16 protein-coding genes and 1 pseudogene are annotated in these 20,104 nt (G+C 64.2%); 11 read left to right on the top strand and 6 right to left on the bottom strand.

The window, feature by feature from the left end; genetic code table 11:
* The first annotated feature begins 3 nt into the window (after positions 1 to 3).
* On the top strand, positions 4 to 435 hold the full coding sequence (locus DRF71_RS00545) for a tellurite resistance TerB family protein (protein WP_112308700.1): 432 nt from the start codon (positions 4 to 6) through the stop codon (positions 433 to 435).
* Positions 436 to 508: 73 nt separating this feature from the next.
* On the opposite strand, the gene truA is transcribed toward DRF71_RS00545, so the two are convergent.
* Positions 509 to 1,282: a tRNA pseudouridine(38-40) synthase TruA gene (gene truA / locus DRF71_RS00540; RefSeq protein ID WP_112308699.1), complete on the bottom strand. Its 774-nt coding sequence runs from the start codon at positions 1,280 to 1,282 to the stop codon at positions 509 to 511.
* Positions 1,283 to 1,373: 91 nt separating this feature from the next.
* Between truA and DRF71_RS00535 the strand changes: the two genes are divergently transcribed.
* The 4 genes from DRF71_RS00535 to DRF71_RS00520 are packed head-to-tail and all read left to right on the top strand — an operon-like array spanning position 1,374 to position 4,615.
* On the top strand, positions 1,374 to 2,801 hold the full coding sequence (locus tag DRF71_RS00535; RefSeq protein ID WP_112308698.1) for a YcjX family GTP-binding protein: 1,428 nt from the start codon (positions 1,374 to 1,376) through the stop codon (positions 2,799 to 2,801).
* Entirely contained in the window at positions 2,798 to 3,832 is a 1,035-nt protein-coding gene (locus DRF71_RS00530; RefSeq protein ID WP_232831232.1) for a YcjF family protein, read from the top strand. Before DRF71_RS00535 ends, DRF71_RS00530 begins: the two co-directional genes overlap by 4 nt.
* 15 nt (positions 3,833 to 3,847) lie before the next feature.
* Entirely contained in the window at positions 3,848 to 4,135 is a 288-nt protein-coding gene (locus tag DRF71_RS00525; RefSeq protein ID WP_112308697.1) for a Mu-like prophage major head subunit gpT family protein, read from the top strand.
* A gap of 45 nt (positions 4,136 to 4,180) precedes the next feature.
* Positions 4,181 to 4,615 carry a phage protease gene (locus DRF71_RS00520; protein WP_112308696.1) on the top strand — a complete coding sequence of 145 codons (435 nt, stop codon included), beginning with the start codon at positions 4,181 to 4,183 and terminating at the stop codon, positions 4,613 to 4,615.
* 1,069 nt (positions 4,616 to 5,684) lie between these two features.
* On the opposite strand, the gene katG is transcribed toward DRF71_RS00520, so the two are convergent.
* Positions 5,685 to 7,862: a catalase/peroxidase HPI gene (gene katG, locus DRF71_RS00510; RefSeq protein ID WP_112308694.1), complete on the bottom strand. Its 2,178-nt coding sequence runs from the start codon at positions 7,860 to 7,862 to the stop codon at positions 5,685 to 5,687.
* A gap of 162 nt (positions 7,863 to 8,024) precedes the next feature.
* Between katG and DRF71_RS00505 the strand changes: the two genes are divergently transcribed.
* From DRF71_RS00505 to glnT, 5 genes are all read left to right on the top strand, one after another.
* Complete coding sequence (locus DRF71_RS00505; protein ID WP_112308693.1) at positions 8,025 to 8,951, top strand: hydrogen peroxide-inducible genes activator; 927 nt, start codon at positions 8,025 to 8,027, stop codon at positions 8,949 to 8,951.
* A 187-nt stretch (positions 8,952 to 9,138) separates the two neighbouring features.
* Positions 9,139 to 10,032, top strand: coding sequence for a class II glutamine amidotransferase (locus DRF71_RS00500; RefSeq protein ID WP_112308692.1), 894 nt, complete (start codon positions 9,139 to 9,141; stop codon positions 10,030 to 10,032).
* A 1-nt stretch (position 10,033) separates the two neighbouring features.
* On the top strand, positions 10,034 to 10,717 hold the full coding sequence (locus DRF71_RS00495) for a GltB/FmdC/FwdC-like GXGXG domain-containing protein (RefSeq protein WP_112308691.1): 684 nt from the start codon (positions 10,034 to 10,036) through the stop codon (positions 10,715 to 10,717).
* 10 nt (positions 10,718 to 10,727) lie between these two features.
* On the top strand, positions 10,728 to 12,065 hold the full coding sequence (locus tag DRF71_RS00490) for an FMN-binding glutamate synthase family protein (protein ID WP_112308690.1): 1,338 nt from the start codon (positions 10,728 to 10,730) through the stop codon (positions 12,063 to 12,065).
* 102 nt (positions 12,066 to 12,167) lie between these two features.
* Positions 12,168 to 13,511 (top strand): type III glutamate--ammonia ligase, encoded by a 1,344-nt coding sequence (glnT, locus tag DRF71_RS00485; RefSeq protein ID WP_112308689.1) that lies wholly within the window; start codon positions 12,168 to 12,170, stop codon positions 13,509 to 13,511.
* Between the two features lie 66 nt (positions 13,512 to 13,577).
* Here the strand turns inward: glnT and DRF71_RS00480 are convergent, their stop codons facing one another.
* Both DRF71_RS00480 and DRF71_RS00475 read right to left on the bottom strand, forming a co-directional pair.
* Positions 13,578 to 14,888 (bottom strand): MFS transporter, encoded by a 1,311-nt coding sequence (locus DRF71_RS00480; RefSeq protein WP_112309886.1) that lies wholly within the window; start codon positions 14,886 to 14,888, stop codon positions 13,578 to 13,580.
* Between the two features lie 133 nt (positions 14,889 to 15,021).
* Positions 15,022 to 15,936 (bottom strand): NUDIX hydrolase, encoded by a 915-nt coding sequence (locus DRF71_RS00475; RefSeq protein ID WP_112309885.1) that lies wholly within the window; start codon positions 15,934 to 15,936, stop codon positions 15,022 to 15,024.
* A gap of 246 nt (positions 15,937 to 16,182) precedes the next feature.
* Here DRF71_RS00475 and ilvD point away from each other — a divergent pair, with 246 nt between their 5' ends.
* Positions 16,183 to 18,021 (top strand): dihydroxy-acid dehydratase, encoded by a 1,839-nt coding sequence (gene ilvD, locus DRF71_RS00470; RefSeq protein ID WP_112308688.1) that lies wholly within the window; start codon positions 16,183 to 16,185, stop codon positions 18,019 to 18,021.
* 93 nt (positions 18,022 to 18,114) lie between these two features.
* Here ilvD and DRF71_RS00465 read toward each other — a convergent pair whose 3' ends face one another.
* Positions 18,115 to 19,311 (bottom strand): MFS transporter, encoded by a 1,197-nt coding sequence (locus tag DRF71_RS00465; RefSeq protein WP_112308687.1) that lies wholly within the window; start codon positions 19,309 to 19,311, stop codon positions 18,115 to 18,117.
* 389 nt (positions 19,312 to 19,700) lie between these two features.
* A pseudogene (locus tag DRF71_RS29605) lies at positions 19,701 to 19,886 on the bottom strand (IS5/IS1182 family transposase); the annotation flags it as partial.
* Positions 19,887 to 20,104: the final 218 nt, after the last annotated feature.

Genomic DNA, 20,104 nt, shown 5'->3' with positions numbered 1-20,104 from the left:
AGGATGAGATTGCCCCAGACCGCCCCCCCCTCGATGTCACCCCAGGATGCTCTGGTCGCGGTGATGATCGCCTGTTCGGCCTCGGACCAGAATATGCGCACCGCCGAGCTGGTGGCCATCCAGAGCATGGTCAATCTGATGCCGGTCTTTTCCGGCTATGACACCGACCGGATGCGCCGCGTGGCGCAGACCGTGTTCGACCTTTTTGAGGAAGAGGACGGGCTGGATGCGTTTTTCGGTCTGATCCGCGATGCGCTGCCGGAAAGGCTGCATGAGACCGCCTATGCGCTGGCCTGCGATGTGGTCACCGCCGACGGGCGCCACAGCCAGGAAGAACTGCGGATGCTGGAGGAATTGCGCGAAGAGCTGCGGATCGACCGCCTCCACGCCGCCGCCATCGAATGGGCGGCGCGGGTGCGCCATCTGCGGGCGTGACTTATGCGCCCCTGACCTCTGCGGGCGTGACTTCTGCGTTCGTGATCCAGGGGGCCATAATCCGGGGGGCCGCTTATTCGCCGAATGGATCCGCCGGATAGCCAACCCCGGTCAGATACAGCCCCTCTGGCGGGCAGACCGGGCCACAGGCGGCGCGGTCTGCCGCCTCCAGCGCTGCTTTTACCCTGGCGGGCGGCCAGCCACCGGCCCCCACCCGCTCCAGCGTGCCAACGATAGAGCGCACCTGGTTGTGCAGGAAGCTGCGCGCCCTGAGGTGGAAACGGAATTCCTGGCCGCCCTGGCAGGGAACCTCCTCGATCCTGATCTCGTCCAGCGTTTTGACCGGGCTTTCCGCCTGGCACATGGCCGAGCGGAAGGTGGTGAAATCATGCCGCCCGATCAGATGCGCCGCAGCCTCCTGCATCGCGGCCAGATCAAGGGAGCCGCGCACCTGCCAGACACGGCCCGCCTCCAGCACCGCCGGCGCGCGCCGCGCCATCAGGCGGAACAGATACCGCCGCTCCAGCGCTGAAAACCGCGCGTGGAAATCGGGCGCGACCCCGGCGCAGGCGGTGATCGCCACCGGCTGTGGTTTCAGATGCCAGTTCAGCGCCTCGGCCAGGCGAAACGGCTCCCACTCCTTCGTCAGATCGGCATGGGCCACCTGCCCCGTCGCATGGACACCGGCATCGGTGCGCCCGGCGGCAGAGATGCGATGCGCGCCCGGCTCAAGCCTGGCCAGCGCTTCCTCGATCGCCTGCTGCACCGAAGGCTGCCCCCCGGCCTGGCGCTGCCAGCCGTTGAACGGCCCCCCGTCATATTCGATCCTGAAAGCAAAGCGCGCCATTCCCGCCGCTTAGCCGAGAACAGGGGCTTCGTCCACCTTCCCAAGCCGCGCCCCAGGCCCTATCTTCGCCGCTAGTGAAGTGGGGGCAGGTTTGGCACTTTTCGGCATCACTGACGGGATCGCGCGCGGGATCGAACAGACCCAGGCGGGGATTTCCGGCCTTCTCTATGAACCCGTGCTGCGGCTTGGCGTCACCGGCCTGTCGCGCGCAGGGAAAACCGTCTTCATCACCTCGCTGATCGCCAATCTGCTGAACCGGGGCCGGATGTTGCAGCTCAGCGCCGCGCGCGAAGGCCGGATCGAAGCGGTGCATCTGCAGCCACAACCCGACCTGACGCTGCCGCGTTTCGACTATGAGACGCATCTGGCGGCGCTGACCGGCGACGATCCGCGCTGGCCCTCTTCCACCCGCTCGATCGCCGAGCTGCGGCTGTCGTTTCGCACAAGGCCCTCGGGCTGGTTTGCGGGGTTCCGGGGGCCGCAGATCCTGCATCTCGACATCGTGGATTACCCCGGCGAATGGCTGCTGGATCTGGCGCTGATGGAGAAACCCTATGCCGCCTGGTCCGAGGATACCCTTGCCCTGGTTGCGAAACGGGCCACTCGCCTGCCCGAGGCGCGCGATTTCCTGGCGCTGGCCCGGGCAGAAGACGGGGCCCTGCCGCTGGGTGAGGCGCGCGCCCAGGCACTGGCCGCCTCCTTCACCCGCTACCTGACCGCCGCCCGCGCCGCCGGCTGGTCGGATTGCACGCCGGGCCGGTTCCTCTTGCCCGGAGACCTTGCCGGCTCGCCCGTCCTGGCCTTCGCGCCCCTCCCCGAACCGGCCAATGCGCCGCGCGGATCGCTCTGGCGCGAAATGGTGCGGCGGTTCGAGGGCTATAAGTCAAAAGTGGTAACCCCGTTTTTCCGCGACCATTTCGCCCGCGTCGACCGCCAGATCGTGCTGATGGATGTGCTGGGGGCCATCCATCAGGGGCCGCAGGCGGTCGAGGACCTCAGGAAGGTGATGGCCGAGGTGCTGACCGCCTTCCGCGTCGGGCGCGCGTCCTGGCTGGCTTCGCTGATCGGGGCCAGACGGGTGGCGAAAATCCTCTTTGCCGCCACCCGCGCCGATCATCTGCATCACGAACAGCACCCCGCTTTGACCGCGATCACCGGGGCGCTGGTCGCCGAGGCGAAGGGCCGTGCCGAATTCGCCGGCTCAGAGGTGGCGGCCTTGTCTCTGGCCAGCCTGCGCGCCACGGTCGAGGAGATGGTGACGCGCGATGGGGTCGACCTGCCCGCCGTGCGCGGGCGGCTTTTATCGACCGGCCGACAGGCGGTGATGTATCCCGGCGCCCTGCCCTCAGACCCGGCGCGGATCCTGTCGCCGGCCCGCGAAGGCGCGACCGCCTGGCTGGATGCGGAATTCGGCATGATGGAATTTGCCCCTGCCCGGCTGTCGCTGAAACCCGGCGAAGGGCCGCCCCATATCCGCCTCGACCGCGCGGTGGAGTTTCTGATCGGAGACCGGCTGTGACCCAATCTCCCCATCGGCCGTTTATCGAAGAGATCGACGCAGAGGATCTGCCAGAGGCCGATCCCGGCACCGCAGCCCCGATCACCGATCTGCCCCAGGGGGGCGCTGCGGCCGATCTGGCGCTGGAACAGTTGGCCCGGGCGGCGGGGATGCGGCGCTCGGGGCTGAAACGGGCGGCGATCTGGGTGTTCAGCAGCCTTTTCACCTTTGTTCTGGGGGTTGCCGCCTGGGATTTCACCGCCTCGCTTTTTGCCCGCAATGCCTTGCTGGGCTGGATCGCTTTCGTGCTGGTGGCGCTGGCGGTGCTGATCGCGCTGATCCTGGCCGCGCGCGAGGGGATGGGCTTTGCCCGTATCGCACGCCTTGACCATCTGCGCGCGCGGGCCGTGGACGCGCATCTGAGCGCCGATCTGAAAGAGGCGCGCAGCGTCACCGGGAGCATCGCGGCGCTTTATAAAACCCGCCCCGAGGCGGCCTGGGGGCTCAACCGGTTTCGCAGCCATGAGGGAGAGGTGCTTGATGCCGATGCGCTGATGGCGCTCGCCGAGGCAGAGATGCTCGCGCCGCTGGACCAGCTTGCCCGCGCCGAGATCGAGGCCGCCGCGCGGCGGGTGGCGATGGTCACCGCGCTGGTGCCACTGGCTTTGGCCGATGTGGCAGCGGTGCTCTATTCCAACCTCGCGATGATCCGGCGGATTGCGGTGATCTATGGCGGACGCTCGGGCACTCTGGGCAGCTGGAGCCTGCTCAGGCGGGTGTTTTCCTCGCTGCTGGCGGCGGGGGCGGTGTCGCTGGCCGATGACCTGATGGGCTCGGCCCTGGGGGGGGGCGTGCTGTCGAAACTCTCGCGCCGCTTTGGTGAGGGGGTGGTGAACGGGGCGCTGACAGCGCGGATTGGCGTCGCCGCGATGGAGCAATGCCGGCCGCTGCCGTTCCGGGCGGTGGCGCGGCCCGGCGTGTCGGCGCTGGTGTCGCGGGCCCTGGCCGGGCTGATCCCGCGCGGGGACCCGGCGCAGACGCGGAAGGGCTGAAGGCGCGCGGGGGGCATCTATTGCGTCCGGGCACGGGTCAATGCGGGTTTCGGCCTCTGGCACCTCGCCTGGGGATCGAAACGGGACCTGACGACGGAGAGCTATGCCGGCGCCCGTGCTGCGATGATGAACTTCCGCGCCGATGGGGATCGCATTCCCGGTATTCAGCCGACAATCCTGGTTGTGCCGCCCGTTCTGGAACAGAAGGCATTGCACATTCTCAATGCCCTTCTCAATCCCGATGGCGGGTCGAACGTCTGGAAAGGGACCGCAGAGTTGATCGTTACCCCGTGGATCGCCTGAGGGGGGCGGGGAGGATGAACGGCCTCGAGACCGCCACCTGTCACCTTGCGCTTCCGCCAGCTGGCTCTCGTGCCTGAATGGGTTCACCTGTCGCCGTCCGGCCCCGTCGCCGGGCGGGATGGTCGCAGCTTTGACCTGCCGGACCCCTCGGGGCTGATTCTCGCATTCCAGGCCTCGGGCATCGATCTTCCGGTCGATTACCAGCACCAGAACGGCAAAGCCGAAGCAAGGCTCAACGGCCCGGTGCCCGCCGCTGGCCGGATCAGGGAGTTGCGAGCCGACGAAAGCGGGATCCGGGAGCGCGTCGAGTGGACCGCGACCGCATATGAAATGATCGGGAGGAAGGAACACCGCACCCTCAGCCCGTCCTTTCTGTTCCACCCGAAGACCCGACAGATCGTTCGCCTGAAAGGCGCAGGTCTGGTTCAGAGCCCCAATCTCTGCCTCACGGGCGCTGGCCAGCGAGGCAAGACCGCATGAATCCCGCCCCTCCGACAGGATTGCAACGACCCCCAATCCCGATCTCGCTCGCTTCGGGCAGGTGCTGGCCGATCTTCCCGGCCTGCCGCCCAGGGCCAGAGTGGAAGACATTCCGGCAGCGCTGAAAGAGCGGCCTGGCGCTGAACTTGCCCCTGCCAGATACATGCCGGTATCATCCCTGACTGCGCGAAAGAAGATGACGGGCCTGATCCCTATCACGGGCAGCGCGCAGGGGGCTATGTCCGCCGATCAAAGTTGATTGGGAAGTTGCCCGGGGAAAGCCGGGGGAAACTCTGGCACTTGCCTGCGACAGCCATCACCTGGGCGCTTCAGGGGAGAATGCAACGATTGGAGAATGTTTTGACGCCGACAGGTTCAATCTTATCCGGCCTGGCGGCAGGCCACAGGAACGGTTTTTCTCATTGACCTGGGCGCCTGATACCTTCTCCCACATGGTTGCAGAGGTTCAGTCGCTTTGCGCAGCTCCTCCTGAGTGGGACGCACTGTTGCTGGACACAAGGCCCTGCTGCCAATGACAAAGGGTTTTGCCGTGGCTTGTCGTCTGTCCAAAATGGCACAGGAGGTCGCCGCAGATATCGGACGGGCGCAGAACAACAGGACAGCGCTTTCCGCCGTGCTTCAGGGGCAGTTTGATCCCCCCCTTAAACACGGGGTTAATTCCGGGCGAATGGCGGGCGCAGCGCCGCAGCGGGCACCACCTGGAAGCGAAGCTGACCAGGAAGTCAGGGCCTTCATCCTCGACCGGATCGGCAGCCAGACCTATGATCAGATCGTGAGCGCGGTTCGCACCACATTTCCCGCCGCGCGTCGGGTCTCGCGGTCCTCGATCAGCAGGTGGTGGCGGCGCTTCAACCACGCCACAGCGCAGCCCTCAACCGCCTGATCCTGGCTTACACCGGAAATGGCTGGCTGGTATCAAACCCAATAAAACCCGGTCACAGACTTACAGAAACACAACAAGACGGGGGCAGCGCCCCCGGGATTTAAGGACTATGAAAAGGACAGGAAAAGGCCCCGGAGAGTGGTTCCCGGGGCCTTTCGGTCTGGCTCAGGCTTTCAGATCAAACCGGTCGCCGTTCATCACCTTGACCCAGGCTTTTACGAAGTCCTGGACCAGCTTTTCCTTGTTGTCGTCCTGGGCATAGACTTCGGCAATGGCGCGCAGGATCGAATTCGACCCGAAGACGAGATCGACGCGGGTGGCGGTGAATTTCGCAGCCCCGGTCTTGCGGTCCTGGATCTCATAGGTCGATTTCGAGACCGGCACCCATTTGAACGCCATATCGGTCAGCGTGGTGAAGAAGTCATTCGTGAGCGCGCCGGGGGTCGTGGTAAAGACGCCATGTTTGGCTCCGGCATGGTTCGCGCCGATCACCCGCAGCCCGCCAAGGAGAACAGTCATTTCCGGCGCGCTCAGCCCCATCAGCTGGGCGCGGTCGAGCAGGAGCTCTTCTGGCGAGACCGTGTAATCGGCTTTGACCCAGTTGCGGAAACCGTCATGGATCGGCTCCAGCGGGGCAAAGCTTTCCGCGTCGGTCTGGGCGTCGGAGGCATCACCACGACCCGGAGCGAAGGGGACCTCGACGCTGAAACCGGCGGCTTTCGCGGCCTGTTCCACACCGACGCCGCCGGCCAACACGATCACATCGGCGAGGCTGGCGCCCGAAGCAGCCGCAATCGGCTCCAGCACCGACAACACGCGGGCGAGGCGGGCGGGCTCATTGCCTTCCCAGTCTTTTTGCGGCGCCAGACGGATGCGGGCCCCATTCGCGCCACCGCGATTGTCGGAATGGCGGAAGGTGCGTGCCGAATCCCAGGCGGTGGTGACCAGGTCCTGGACCGAGAGGCCCGAGGCTGCGATCTTCGCCTTCACCGCCGCCACGTCATAACCTTTGGCGCCTGCCGGAACCGGATCCTGCCAGATCAGGTCTTCGGCGGGCACATCCGGGCCAATGTAGCGCGATTTCGGGCCGAGGTCGCGATGGGTCAGCTTGAACCAGGCGCGGGCGAAGACCTCCGAGAAATACGCCTGATCCGCGCGGAACCGCTCGGAAATTGCGCGGTAACCGGGATCGACCTTCAGCGCCATATCGGCATCGGTCATCATCGGCATGACGCGGGTCTGCGGATCCTCCACATCGACCGGCTTGTCTTCCTCAAGGATGGAGACCGGCTCCCATTGATGGGCGCCTGCCGGGGTCGTCACGATATGCCAGTCATGTTTGAACAGCATCTCGAAGAAGCCATTATCCCATTTGGTCGGATGGGTGGTCCAGGCGCCTTCCAGCCCCGAGACAACCGTGTCACGGCCAATCCCGCGGGTTTTGGTATTAATCCAGCCAAGGCCCTGGAATTCCGGGCCGGCGGCTTCGGGATCGGGAGAGAGGTTCGAGGCCTGGCCATTGCCGTGGCATTTGCCGACCGTATGGCCGCCGGCGGTCAACGCGACGGTTTCCTCGTCATTCATCGCCATGCGCGAGAAGGTCTCGCGCATCTGCGCTGCCGTCGCCAGCGGATCGGATTTGCCGTTCACGCCTTCGGGGTTCACATAGATCAGGCCCATCTGCACGGCGGCAAGCGGGTTTTCCAGCGTATCGGGCTTCGCCACATCGCCGTAACGGCCATCAGACGGCGCCAGCCATTCCTTTTCCGACCCCCAATAGGTGTCTTTCTCGGGATGCCAGATGTCTTCGCGGCCAAAGGCGAAACCATAGGTTTTCAGGCCCGCAACCTCATAGGCAATCGTGCCCGCAAGCAGGATCAGATCGGCCCAGGAGACCGCATTGCCGTATTTCTTCTTGATCGGCCACAGAAGGCGGCGGCCCTTATCGGTATTAACGTTGTCCGGCCAGGAGTTCAGCGGCGCGAAACGCTGGTTGCCGGTATTGCCACCACCCCGCCCGTCGGTGACGCGATACGAGCCCGCCATATGCCAGGCGGTCCGCGCGAACATGCCGACATAAGAGCCGTAATCCGCCGGCCACCAGTCCTGGCTGTCATTCATCAAAGCGCGCAGATCGGCTTTCAGCGCCTCGACATCAAGGCCCTTCAAGGCTTCACGATAGTTGAAAGCCTGCCCCAGCGGGTTGGTCCTGGTGTCTTGCTGGCTGAGAATGTCGAGGTTCAGCGCATTCGGCCACCAGGCCATCACGCTCATGCCCAGCTCGGTATTCGCCCCATGCATGACCGGGCATTTTCCGCCCGATTTCACGTCATTTCCGTCCATCTTATCCTCCGACTGGCTGCGGTTTCGCGTAGCGCGCATTTCCCGCCGGGCGGCTGGCCGGCCCATGGCCGAATCCCGTCCCTCCCGGGGCTGCCTCTGACCTAGCCTGGTTTTGGAATAATTCAAAATTGCAAAATCTTACCGTTGCGATAAGTTTATCTGATGAATGCCCTGTCGATGAAACATCTGCGCTATTTCGAGGCCCTGTCCCGCATCGGTCATTTCGGCCGCGCCGCCGAGGCCTGCGCCATCTCGCAACCCGCGCTCTCGATGCAGATCCGCGAGCTGGAGGCGCTGATCGGCGCGCCGCTGGTCGAGCGCGCCGCGCGGCGGGTGCGCCTGACGGCGCTCGGCGAGGAATTCGCGCTGCGCGCGCGCGATATCCTGCGCCGGGTGGATCAGCTGGGCGATCTGGTGCGCGCTTCGGGTGATGAGCCCGGCGGCATCCTGCGCATCGGCGTCATTCCAACCGTGGCGCCCTATCTGCTGCCCGGCCTGATCCAGGAGCTGGCGCGCCGCTGGCCCGGCCTTGATCTGCGCCCGCGCGAGGCGGTGACGCGCACGCTGCTGACCGATCTGAGCGAGGGGCGGCTTGACCTTGCAATCCTCGCGCTGCCCGCGTCCGAACCGGCGCTGGAAGAGGCGCCGCTGATCGAAGAGGAATTCCTGCTGGTGCGCCCGCATTCCGATGCCGGTCGCCCGGTCCCCGATGCAGCACGGCTGGCCAAGATGAAGCTTCTGCTGCTGGAAGAGGGCCATTGCTTCCGCGACCAGGCGCTGTCCTTTTGCAAGATCCCCGCCTCCAGCGCGCCGCGCGACCTGATGGAGGGCAGCTCGCTGACCACCCTGGTGCAGATGGTCGGAGCGGGGATAGGGGTGACGCTGATTCCCGAAATGGCGCTGCCGATTGAGACGCGGTCGGCCTCTGTCGCGGTTGACCGGCTGGCGGCGCCGCAGCCGAAGCGGGTGATCGGCATGGTCTGGCGCCGGTCCAACCCGCTCGGGCCACAGCTGGCGCGGATTGCAGCATTGCTGAACCAAAGCCTGCCTGTGCTGCTTACGCAGCAATCGCCCCCCCCTGCCCGCTGAATTCCTTAACATTTCAGCCCGCGCCCGGGCGGCTGCAGAATGCTGCCCTGCAGCGTCTGCCCGGAAATCTGGCAATGGCCGAAAAAGCGCTCATCTGCTTTCCCCTTATTCAACTTTATTTCTTGTGTGTTTGTTTGAGAGGTTGTTAGGATTGCATTGCGCCAGAGCAATATTAGGAGCCGTTGCCATGTGTGGCATTGTTGGACTTTTTCTGAAGGACCGTTCGCTTGAGCCTGAACTTGGGCGTTTGCTGACGGATATGCTGATCACGATGACGGATCGCGGTCCTGATTCAGCGGGGATCGCGGTTTACGGGGATGATACGGGTCTTGTGAAGCTGACGGTTCAGTCTGCTTTTGCGGAACGGGATTTCGCGACATTGGCCGAGGATCTTGGCGGCGCGATTGGCGGGCCGGTGTCGCTTTCGCGCAAGGATACGCATGCGATCCTGTCGCTTCCTTCGGACAAATCGGCGGCGGCGCGGGCTGCGCTGACGGGTTTGCGCCCGGATCTGCGGGTGATGAGCGCCGGCGATTCCATCGAGATCTACAAAGAGACCGGGCTGCCGAAAGACGTGGCGGCGCGGTTCGGGGTTTCCCAGATGTCGGGCCGTCACGGCATCGGCCATACGCGGATGGCGACCGAATCGGCGGTCACCACGATGGGGGCGCATCCGTTCTCGACGGGGATGGATCAGTGCCTTGTCCATAACGGCTCGCTCTCGAACCATAACAGCCTGCGCCGCGAGCTGATCCGCGAGGGGATGACCTTCGAGACGCAAAACGACACCGAAGTGGCCGCCGCCTGGCTGTCGCACAAGCTCGCCCAGGGGGTTGAGCTGGGCGATGCGCTGCGCGCCGGTCTTGATGTGCTTGATGGCTTCTACACTTTCGTCGTCGGCACCAAGGACGGTTTCGGCGTGGTGCGCGACCCGATCGCCTGCAAGCCGGCCGTGATGGCCGAGACCGACCAATATGTCGCTTTCGGCTCGGAATACCGCGCGCTGGTCAATCTTCCGGGGATCGAGGACGCCCGCGTCTGGGAACCCGAACCCGCAACCGTCTATTTCTGGAAGCACTGATATGCAGACGATTGACCTTGCAACCACCACCTTGCGCGACCTGAACGCGACCTTGCAGGCCACCAAAGGCCAGACCAATGCCACCGCCTGGGAGATCGTGAACCCGAAGGGCAGCCACGCGCTGGCCGTCGGGCTTGATGCGCCGATCGAGGTCACCGTGAAGGGCTCGACCGGCTATTACACCGCCGGCATGAACAAGCAGGCGACGGTGACGGTGAAGGGCTCGGCGGGGCCTGGTGTCGCCGAGAATATGATGTCCGGCACCGTCATCATCGAGGGCGATGCCAGCCAATATGCGGGTGCGACCGGCAATGGCGGGCTGCTGGTGATCAAGGGGAATGCCAGCTCGCGCTGCGGCATTTCGATGAAGGGCATCAATATCGTCGTGCATGGCAATATCGGCCATATGTCTGCTTTCATGGCACAATCGGGGAACCTCGTGGTGCTGGGCGATGCCGGTGACGCGCTTGGCGACAGCCTTTACGAGGCGCGGCTTTTCGTGCGCGGATCGGTCAAATCGCTCGGCGCCGACTGCATCGAGAAAGAGATGCGCCCCGAGCATATCGCGATCCTCCAGGACCTGTTGGCCCAGGCCGGGGCGGATGCAAAGCCGGAAGAGTTCAAACGCTACGGCTCGGCCCGCAAGCTCTATAATTTCAACATCGACAATGCGTCGGCTTACTGAGGGATCGGCCATGAAAGACGAACAGAAGACGATCCCGCAAACCGTGCCGCGCCAGTCCTGGACCTATAGCCAGGAGATCAATTCCGAGATCCGCCGCGCGGCCGCGACCGGCATCTATGACATCCGCGGCGGTGGCGCCAAGCGCAAGCTGCCGCATTTCGACGACCTCTTGTTCCTCGGCGCCTCGATCTCGCGCTATCCGCTGGAAGGCTACCGCGAGCGCTGCGAGACCAAGGTTGTCCTCGGCACCCGTTTCGCCAAAAAGCCGATCACGCTGGACATCCCCGTAACCATCGCGGGGATGAGCTTTGGGGCGCTGTCGGGCGCCGCCAAAGAGGCTCTGGGGCGCGGCGCGACGCTGTCGGGCACCTCGACCACCACCGGCGATGGCGGCATGACGCCCGAGGAACGCGGGCATTCCAAAACCCTCGTCTACCAGTATCTGCCGTCCCGCTACGGCATGAACCCCGATGACCTGCGCCGTGCCGATGCGATTGAGCTTGTGGTCGGCCAGGGCGCGAAGCCCGGCGGCGGCGGCATGCTTCTGGGCCAGAAGATCTCGGACCGGGTTGCCAAAATGCGCAATCTTCCCAAAGGGATCGACCAGCGCTCGGCCTGCCGTCACCCCGACTGGACCGGCCCTGACGACCTTGAGATCAAGATCCTCGAGATCCGTGAGATCACCGGCTGGGAGAAGCCGATCTATATCAAGATCGGCGGCGCACGGCCCTATTACGACACCACGCTGGCGGTCAAGGCGGGCGCCGATGTGGTGGTGATCGACGGTATGCAGGGCGGCACGGCGGCAACGCAGGACGTGTTCATCGAACATGTCGGCCAGCCGACGCTGGCGGCGCTGCCCCAGGCGGTCAAGGCGCTGCAGGATATGGGCATGCATCGCAAGGTGCAGCTGATCGTCTCGGGCGGTATCCGCACCGGCGCCGATGTGGCCAAGGCGCTGGCGCTTGGCGCCGATGCGGTCGCGGTCGGCACCGCCGCGCTGATCGCTCTGGGCGATAATGACCCGCATTGGGAGGCGGAATACCAAAAGCTCGGCACCACCGCCGGCGCCTATGATGACTGGCATGAGGGCAAGGACCCGGCCGGTATCACCACCCAGGACCCCGAGCTGCAAAAGCGCCTCGACCCGGTTCAGGCGGGGCGGCGGCTCGCGAATTACCTCAAGGTGATGACGCTGGAGGCCCAGACCATCGCCCGCGCCTGCGGCAAGAACCATGTCCACAACCTCGAACCCGAGGATCTCTGTGCCCTGACGGTAGAGGCCGCCGCCATGGCCGGCGTGCCGCTGGCGGGGACCAGCTGGATCCCGGGACGCGGCGGGTACTGATATTCTGGCAAGCCGGTCCCTCGGGGCCGGCTTTCCCTTTCGCAACATCAGCCAGCCCCTCGACGGGTCAGCTGCCATCAAAACAACAGGGAATCCCACAAAATGGCCTTGGACAAAGGGCAAAGCGCAAAGCCGCAAACCGGAGCCGAGCTGAAGGCATATGCCGAAGCCAATGGCATCCGCTACTTTATGATCTCCTTCACCGATCTCCTGGGCTATCAGCGCGCCAAGCTGGCCCCCACCGCCGCCATTGTTGATATGTGCAAGGATGGCGCCGGTTTCGCGGGCTTTGCGACCTGGCTCGACGTGACGCCGGCGCATCCCGATATGCTGGCCGTCCCCGACCCCTCGACCGTGATCCAGCTGCCCTGGAACCCCGAGGTCGCCTGGGTTGCCTCGAACCCGGTCATGTCAGAAAAACCCCTCGACCAGGCGCCGAGGAATGTCTTGCGCAAACTGGTCGATGAGGCCGCAGAGATGGGCCTGCGCGTCAAAACCGGGGTGGAGCCGGAATTCTTCCTGCTGAACCCCGACGGGTCTGCCGTCGCCGACGAATTCGATGATGCGACCAAGCCCTGCTATGATCAGAACGCCCTTCTGCGCCGCTATGACCTGATCAAAGAGATCGCCGATGCGATGCTCGATCTCGGCTGGGAGCCCTATCAGAACGACCACGAAGACGCGAATGGCCAGTTCGAGATGAACTGGAAATACGACGACGTGCTGGCCACCGCCGACAAACACGCCTTCTTCAAGTTCATGACCCGCGTCCTGGCCGAGAAATACGGGCTGCGCGCCACCTTCATGCCCAAGCCCCTGATGGGCAAGACCGGCAATGGCTGCCATGCCCATATCTCGGTCTGGACCATGGACGGAAAGTCGAACGCGTTTTCCGATGATTCCAAGGAGTTGGGCCTCTCAGATCAGGGCCGTGCCTTCCTCGGCGGCATTATGAAACACGCCTCGGCGCTGGCGCTGATCTGCAACCCGACAGTCAATTCCTACAAACGCATCAACGCGCCCCGCACCTCCTCGGGCGCCACCTGGGCCCCGAATTCGGTGACCTGGACCGGCAATAACCGCACCCATATGGTCCGCGTCCCAGGCCCGGGCCGGTTTGAACTCCGCCTCCCCGATGGCGCCGCAAACCCCTATCTCATGCAGGCCGTCATCCTCGCCGCAGGCCTCGACGGCATCCGCACCAATGCAGACCCCGGCCCGCGCTCCGACATCAACTTCTACACCGAAGGCCACCTCGTCAAAGACGCCCCCAAACTGCCCCTAAACCTCCTCGACGCCATCCGCGCTTTCGATGCCGATACAGGCCTCAAAGCAGCCCTAGGCGAAGAATTCTCAGCCGCATTCATCAAAATGAAAACACAGGAATGGAACGAATATTGCGGACATTTCACACAATGGGAAAAACAAAATACCCTCGATATCTGAGGTTCGATAAGTGAAAGAAAATGCCGCCTGGAACCCTGTCCAGGCGGCATTTTTGTTGGATATATGTTAGTTCAGAGCGGCATTGCGGGTCTCGGCACCGATGGTCCAGGCAAGGATCGCCGCCAGCGCCAGCAGCCCCGAGAACAGACCGATCGCCATTGCGACATCCTGGATGAACAGCCAGACCAGCACCGAAGGCGCCAGCAAACCGCCCAGCCGCGCCATCGCGCCCGCCGCCCCCATACCGGTTGCGCGGCTTGCGGTCGGGTAGAGTTCAGGCGTGAAGGCATAAAGCGCGCCCCAGGTCCCCAGCAGGGCAAAACTCATCCCCATCAGCGCCACCGCGATCAGGGCCGGCGTCGCCGAAAGGGTGAACAAGAGGCAGGCGGCCGCGCTGAGGATCAGGAAGGCGATCAGCGTCTTGCGGCGCCCCCAGGCCTCGACCCCCCAGGCCGCCAGCGCATAGCCGGGGATCTGCGCCAATGCCAGGATCACGAGGAAACCATAGCCGCGAACAAAGCCAAAGCCCTCATTCGCCAGCCGCGCCGGCATCCAGGTAAAGATGCCATAATAGCTCATCGAGACGAGGAACCAGACCGCCAGCATCGGCGCCGTGCGGCGGATCAGCGTGGGCGAGAAGATCCCGACCGGGCCATTGGCCTCGGGCATGGTGATACGGGCATCCCCGGTGGGCTCTTTGCCATTCACGGCAAGCATCTGATCCAGGACAGCTTTCGCCTCGGCCTCGCGGCCTTCACGCAAGAGATGCAGCGGGCTTTCCGGGATCCAGAAGCGCAGGAAGATGCCGATCACCGCCGGAATGCCGGTGACGAAGAAGATCACGCGCCAGGTCTCGATCCCGCCCCAGGTGCTCGCGGCCCAGGCGGTCAGCGCCACGATCACGGTGCCGACGGCCCAGAACCCTTCCAGCATCACCAGCCAGCGACCGCGCCGCGACGGCGGCAGGAACTCGGCCATCATCGCGTAATCGACCGGCAAAGTGCCACCGACCGCAAGGCCGGTCAGAAAGCGCAGCACCAGCAGCGTGGTGAAATCCGGCGCGAAAGCCGAGGCGATGCCGAAAACCGCATCCATCGCCACGGTGATCAGCAGGATCTTGCGCCGCCCGAAGCGGTCGGCAAGCCGGCCGAACACGCTCGCGCCGATCAGCATCCCGAGGAAGAACAGCGTCCCGGTTTGCAGCGCCTGCGGCACCTCCATCCCGAAACTCGCCGCGATGGAAGCCAGGGTAAAGCCCACCGCCAGAACCTGCATCGCATCCGCCGTCCAGACGAGGCCGAAAACCCCGAGTAGCCGGCGCTGGAACCTGCCGGTCCCGGCGCGCTCAAGCACGGTGTCGACTGTCGTTACGCTCATCGTCATCCCTTCCCTGCCGCCCGGCTTACCCGGGAAATATCAATATACTCACATTGAGCATATATATGAGATGCGGAAATATACTCGACATGAGTTTATGTCAATTCCATCTGTGATTGTTTTGCGCCGGCCCCTAACCCCGGGTGACGGGCAGCCGGGTGCCGGCGAGGGCCCGGGCCTCAAGCACGGCGGGCCGATAGCGGAACAGCATGGCCGGGCGACCACGGGATTCTGCGGTGGTCTCGCCTGTTTCCTCGATCAGCTCTTGCTGGTCGATCTGGCGGCGAAAGTTCGATTTGTGCAATCTTAACCCAATCAATGCCTCAACCAGGCGCTGTAATTGCAGAAAAGTGAAACTCTCCGGCATAAGTTCGAAGGCCACCGGACGGTATTTGATCTTGGCCCGCAGCCGCGCGATGCCGGTGGCGAGGATGCGGCGATGGTCGCCCTGCATCGCACGCCCTGCCCCGGAGAGGCCGCCCGACTCTTCGACCAGTCCGGCCTCATAGAGGAGTTCGTAGCGCGACAGCACCAGATCCTCATTCCAGGCCTGGCCCTGCAAACCGAAAGCATAGGCCACCCGCTGCTGACGGCCGGCATCCTCTCCTGCCCAGAGATTCAGGGCGGTGACCATCGGCTGCCAGCCGGGCGGCAGACCGGCGCGATGATCCTCCCAGGGGAGATATTCATACCAGCCATGCCACTCGGGCCGCCCCGCCCCCGGCGCCGCCTGTTCGCGCACAAGACCCAGATATGAGATAGAAATCCGCCTCAGATCCGCCTCGGCTCCGGCGTCCCCCCGATCTGAGCCCCGATCCGGCCCCCGGTCGCGGTCGGCAAAGGTATAAAGCTGTTCCAGAAAGCCCACCGGATGGCCGGTCTGGCTTTCGATCCAGTCCCTTAGCCCCGCCTGGAGGCTGCGATGCGACGAGGTGAAAGGCCCCGAAGGCAGCGCCTCGCCCGCCGCAACCGTCATCACCCGGGGGGCATCCCCTGTCACCGCCGCCAGCACCGCGATCAGTTCCGCCTGAGCCAGACCTGTTGTCACCTGAACCTCTCTTTCCCCTCCGATTACCATGCGCGGGCGGCCAGTCAAACCACCCGGCCACCCGGCCCCGCCGCTCAGCCTGCCGCTCAGGTCCCTCGCGCAGCAAGGAGTGAAACATTGTAACAGGTCTTTAACCTGCGCCCCGCTTGCGCTAACTCAGGAGGGAAACCCCAATTCAGGCTTCCTGCCAGACCGTCGCCCGGAGGAGGTGCGACGGGAAACTCTCAGGCGAAAGACGACAGCCAGATGCCAGCCTATCGTTCCAGAACCACCACGCATGGCCGCAATATGGCCGGAGCCCGCGGGCTCTGGCGCGCCACGGGGATGAAGGACAGCGATTTCGGCAAGCCGATTATCGCGATTGTCAATTCCTTCACGCAATTCGTGCCCGGTCACGTCCACCTGAAAGACCTCGGCCAGATGGTCGCGCGCGAGGTCGAGGCGGCGGGCGGTGTCGCCAAGGAATTCAACACCATCGCGGTCGATGACGGCATCGCGATGGGCCATGACGGCATGCTTTACTCGCTGCCCTCGCGCGAGATCATCGCCGACTCGGTCGAGTATATGGTTAACGCGCATTGCGCCGATGCCATGGTCTGTATCTCGAATTGCGACAAGATCACGCCTGGCATGCTGATGGCTGCGATGCGGCTGAACATCCCGGCGATTTTCGTCTCGGGCGGCCCGATGGAGGCCGGCAAGGTCACTTTGGGCGACGGGCGCGAGGTCAAGCTGGATCTTGTTGACGCGATGGTGGCGGCGGCGAATGACACCATTTCCGACGCCGATGTCGATGCGATTGAAAAAGCCGCCTGCCCGACCTGCGGGTCGTGTTCGGGGATGTTCACCGCCAATTCGATGAACTGCCTCGCCGAAGCGCTTGGTCTGGCGCTGCCGGGGAATGGCTCGACGCTGGCGACGCATGCCTTCCGCAAGGGGCTTTTCCTGAAATCCGGCCGGATGATCGTCGAACTGGCGCGCCGCTGGTATGAGCAGGATGACGCCACCGTTCTGCCGCGCACCATCGCCAGCCGCGACGCCTTTGACAATGCGATGGCGCTGGATATCGCGATGGGCGGCTCGACGAATACCGTCCTCCACCTGCTGGCCATTGCCCGCGAGGGCGGCGTTGATTTCGGCATGGATGAGATCGATGCATTGTCGAGGAAGGTGCCCTGCCTCAGCAAGGTCGCGCCCAATGTGGCCGGCGTGCATATGGAAGACGTTCACCGCGCGGGCGGCATCATGTCGCTTCTGGGTGAGCTGGACCGGGGCGGGCTGATCCACCGTGATTGCCCCACCGTCCATTCCGAGACCATGGGCGAGGCGCTGGCCGCCTGGGATATCGCGGTCACGAACAACCCCGAAGCGCGCGAACTGTATCTCGCCGCGCCGGGCGGAGTGCCGACGCAGGTGGCCTTCTCGCAAAGCTCGCTCTGGCCCAGCCTTGATACCGACCGCGAAAAAGGCGTGATCCGCTCGGTCGAACATGCCTTCTCGAAAGAAGGCGGGCTGGCGGTGCTGAAGGGCAATATCGCGCTGGACGGCTGTATCGTGAAGACGGCGGGTGTCGACGAGTCGATCCTGAAATTCACCGGCCCCGCAGTGGTGTACGAGAGCCAGGATGCGGCGGTCAAAGGCATCCTGAACAAGGGTGTCAGGGAAGGCGATGTGGTGGTGATCCGCTACGAAGGGCCGAAAGGCGGGCCGGGGATGCAGGAAATGCTCTACCCGACCTCTTACCTGAAATCGCGCGGACTGGGTAAGGCCTGCGCGCTGATCACCGACGGGCGGTTCTCGGGTGGCACCTCGGGCCTCTCCATCGGCCATGCCAGCCCCGAAGCGGCGGCGGGCGGGCTGATCGGTCTGGTGAAGGATGGCGATACGATCGAGATCGACATCCCGAACCGCACCATCACGCTGGCTGTCCCCGAGGCCGAACTGGAGGCGCGGCGCGCCGAACAGGACCGGCTGGGCTGGAAGCCCGCGCAGCCACGCAAGCGCAACGTGACCACCGCCCTCAAGGCCTATGCGGCCTTTGCCTCTTCGGCCGATAAGGGCGCCGTACGCGTGCTGCCGGAATAAGGACCGGGCCAGACATACGGCCCGGACCAGAATAACGACCGGGCAAGCCGGGACGGTAACGCAAAAGGCGGGTGACAGGATCACCCGCCTTTTTCATTGCCCCTGTTGCGCGGCGGTGCCTTCATGGGTCTTCGCGTAATGGGCCAGCACCCCCAGCATGGCGATCCCGGCGACCGAAAAGCAGATCGCGACGATCCCCGAAGAGCGGTAGCCCCAATTCAGCGCGAAGCCCGCAGCCAGCGGGCCAAGCCCGTTTGCCGCGTTGAAGGCCGCGTGATTCATCGCCGCTGCCATGCTCTGCGCCTTGCCGGCGACATCCATCAGCCGCGTCTGCAAGGGCACAAAAACGCCCGAGCTGAGGCCGATCAGAAAGGCCGAGGCGATCATCTGCACCCAATCCCCCACCGCGAAAGAGGCATAGGCCTGCGCAAAGATCATAGCGATCAGCAGCGAAAGCGCGGCCTTCATCGTGCCCAGCCGGATCGTCAGCCGGGCGGCAAGAATCGACCCCAGCGTGATCCCGACGCCAAAGATCGCCAGCATCGCCGTCACCCCCCATTCGGGCGGGCTGGCGGTCGCCAGCATCGCGGCCGACAGATAGGAATAGACCGCGAAGAGACCGCCGCAGCCGATCAGCCCAACCGCAAGCGTCAAAAGAACCGACGGGTTCTTCAGCGCCCGCAGCTCATCCAACGGGCGGGCATTGGGATCGACCCCGACCCTCGGCGCCAGTTTCAGGATCAGAACGGCCGAGATCAGCGCCAGCACCCCCGGCAACGCAAAGCCGAAACGCCAGCCCAGCGACTGGCCAAGATACCCCGCGAAAGGCACGCCCACAATATTGGCCACGGTCAGCCCCAGCATCACCTGGGTGACGCCCCGCGCCCGCTGCTCGCGCGGCAGGGCATCGGCGGCAAACAGCATCGCGACGCCAAGAAAACCGCCATGCGGCAGCCCGGCCAGAAACCGCATCGCCATCAGGGTCGAAAAGCCGGGCAGCACCGCCGCCAGCAGATTCAGTACGCCATAAACCGCGATAAGCCCGGCCAGATAGCGCCGCCTCGGCAGCCGCGCGCCCAGAAAAGAGGTCAGCGGCGCTCCGACCACGACACCAAAGGCATAGGCGCTGATGATATGGCCAGCCTCGGCCTCCTTCACCCCCAGATCGGCGGCATACCAGGGCAAAAGCCCCATCGAGGCGAATTCGGATGTACCGATCGCAAAGGCCCCGAGCGCAAGCGCAAGGATAGCCCAGCGGTAATCGGTCGAGGGGCTGTGCGACGAAGTCATGGAGGCACCTGACGGCATGAGGGAAACCGGATTCCTCCGGTCAGCATTTTGCGTTGTTTGCGATAACGGAAGGCGGCTGTCCATGGCCGCCATGATCCGCATTTGCAGAACAGCTTTGCAGCCGCTGCAATCATCGCCCGGACGCCACATATTCTGGCAGAGCGCGGATGCCGCCGGCGAGGATATCCGGAGGCTATGGCGAGGTTTTAGATTTCCAGACCAATATGTTGACATATCTGTTCGCCGTAAGGTGATGCGGTTCGGTGCCACAGATGATCCTGGTGCGATTTTTACCTGTTCCTGAGCGGGGTCAAAATGGGGCAGCATATTCATCGGCATTGTTGCACAAGATCAGGGTCTGAACCCTTCGACCGCTTTCCCGGCTGGCCTTATGCGCCGCGCTCTGTCTCGGTCTGACCGAGGGGATTGAAGTGGTTCCTGAATACGACGCGGATGTGGATTTCGGCGGTTCGACCTTCGGGATCTCGTGAGGCGATGCGCTCTCCGAAGGCTTTGGGGCACCTCCTCTTTGCCCCGATCCGGCTTCGGGCATGATATCCGCAGCAGCGTTTCCAGGATGAGGAAGACCCCTTGCGCCCGTGGCACCGCGTAAGTCTGACGAATGTGTCTCAGGTGCCCATGTACCCTTGAGGATCTCGTTGCGAGCGCTGGCGGCGGGGATCGAAACCGCCGTCCGTTGCCCTCTCACGGCTTGCCTGCAAACCGTGAGAGGGGGCGGTCACGGTGGTGGTCTGCTTGCCGGACGGGATCTGGCCCGGCAGCCGTGGCAGAA

The sequence above is a fragment of the Pseudogemmobacter bohemicus genome (assembly GCF_003290025.1).
GTDB classification, from domain to species: domain Bacteria; phylum Pseudomonadota; class Alphaproteobacteria; order Rhodobacterales; family Rhodobacteraceae; genus Pseudogemmobacter; species Pseudogemmobacter bohemicus.
Note: the sequence above shows the minus strand (reverse complement) of the source record. Positions and strands in the feature narration are given on the sequence as shown.

Coding starts and splice junctions, on each gene's coding strand:
- DRF71_RS00545 (WP_112308700.1), top strand. CDS start 4: ATGAGATTGCCCCAGACCGCCCCCCCCTCGATGTCACCCCAGGATGCT.
- truA (WP_112308699.1), bottom strand. CDS start 1,282: ATGGCGCGCTTTGCTTTCAGGATCGAATATGACGGGGGGCCGTTCAAC.
- katG (WP_112308694.1), bottom strand. CDS start 7,862: ATGGACGGAAATGACGTGAAATCGGGCGGAAAATGCCCGGTCATGCAT.
- DRF71_RS00505 (WP_112308693.1), top strand. CDS start 8,025: ATGAATGCCCTGTCGATGAAACATCTGCGCTATTTCGAGGCCCTGTCC.
- DRF71_RS00500 (WP_112308692.1), top strand. CDS start 9,139: ATGTGTGGCATTGTTGGACTTTTTCTGAAGGACCGTTCGCTTGAGCCT.
- DRF71_RS00495 (WP_112308691.1), top strand. CDS start 10,034: ATGCAGACGATTGACCTTGCAACCACCACCTTGCGCGACCTGAACGCG.
- DRF71_RS00490 (WP_112308690.1), top strand. CDS start 10,728: ATGAAAGACGAACAGAAGACGATCCCGCAAACCGTGCCGCGCCAGTCC.
- glnT (WP_112308689.1), top strand. CDS start 12,168: ATGGCCTTGGACAAAGGGCAAAGCGCAAAGCCGCAAACCGGAGCCGAG.
- DRF71_RS00480 (WP_112309886.1), bottom strand. CDS start 14,888: ATGAGCGTAACGACAGTCGACACCGTGCTTGAGCGCGCCGGGACCGGC.
- ilvD (WP_112308688.1), top strand. CDS start 16,183: ATGCCAGCCTATCGTTCCAGAACCACCACGCATGGCCGCAATATGGCC.
- DRF71_RS00465 (WP_112308687.1), bottom strand. CDS start 19,311: ATGACTTCGTCGCACAGCCCCTCGACCGATTACCGCTGGGCTATCCTT.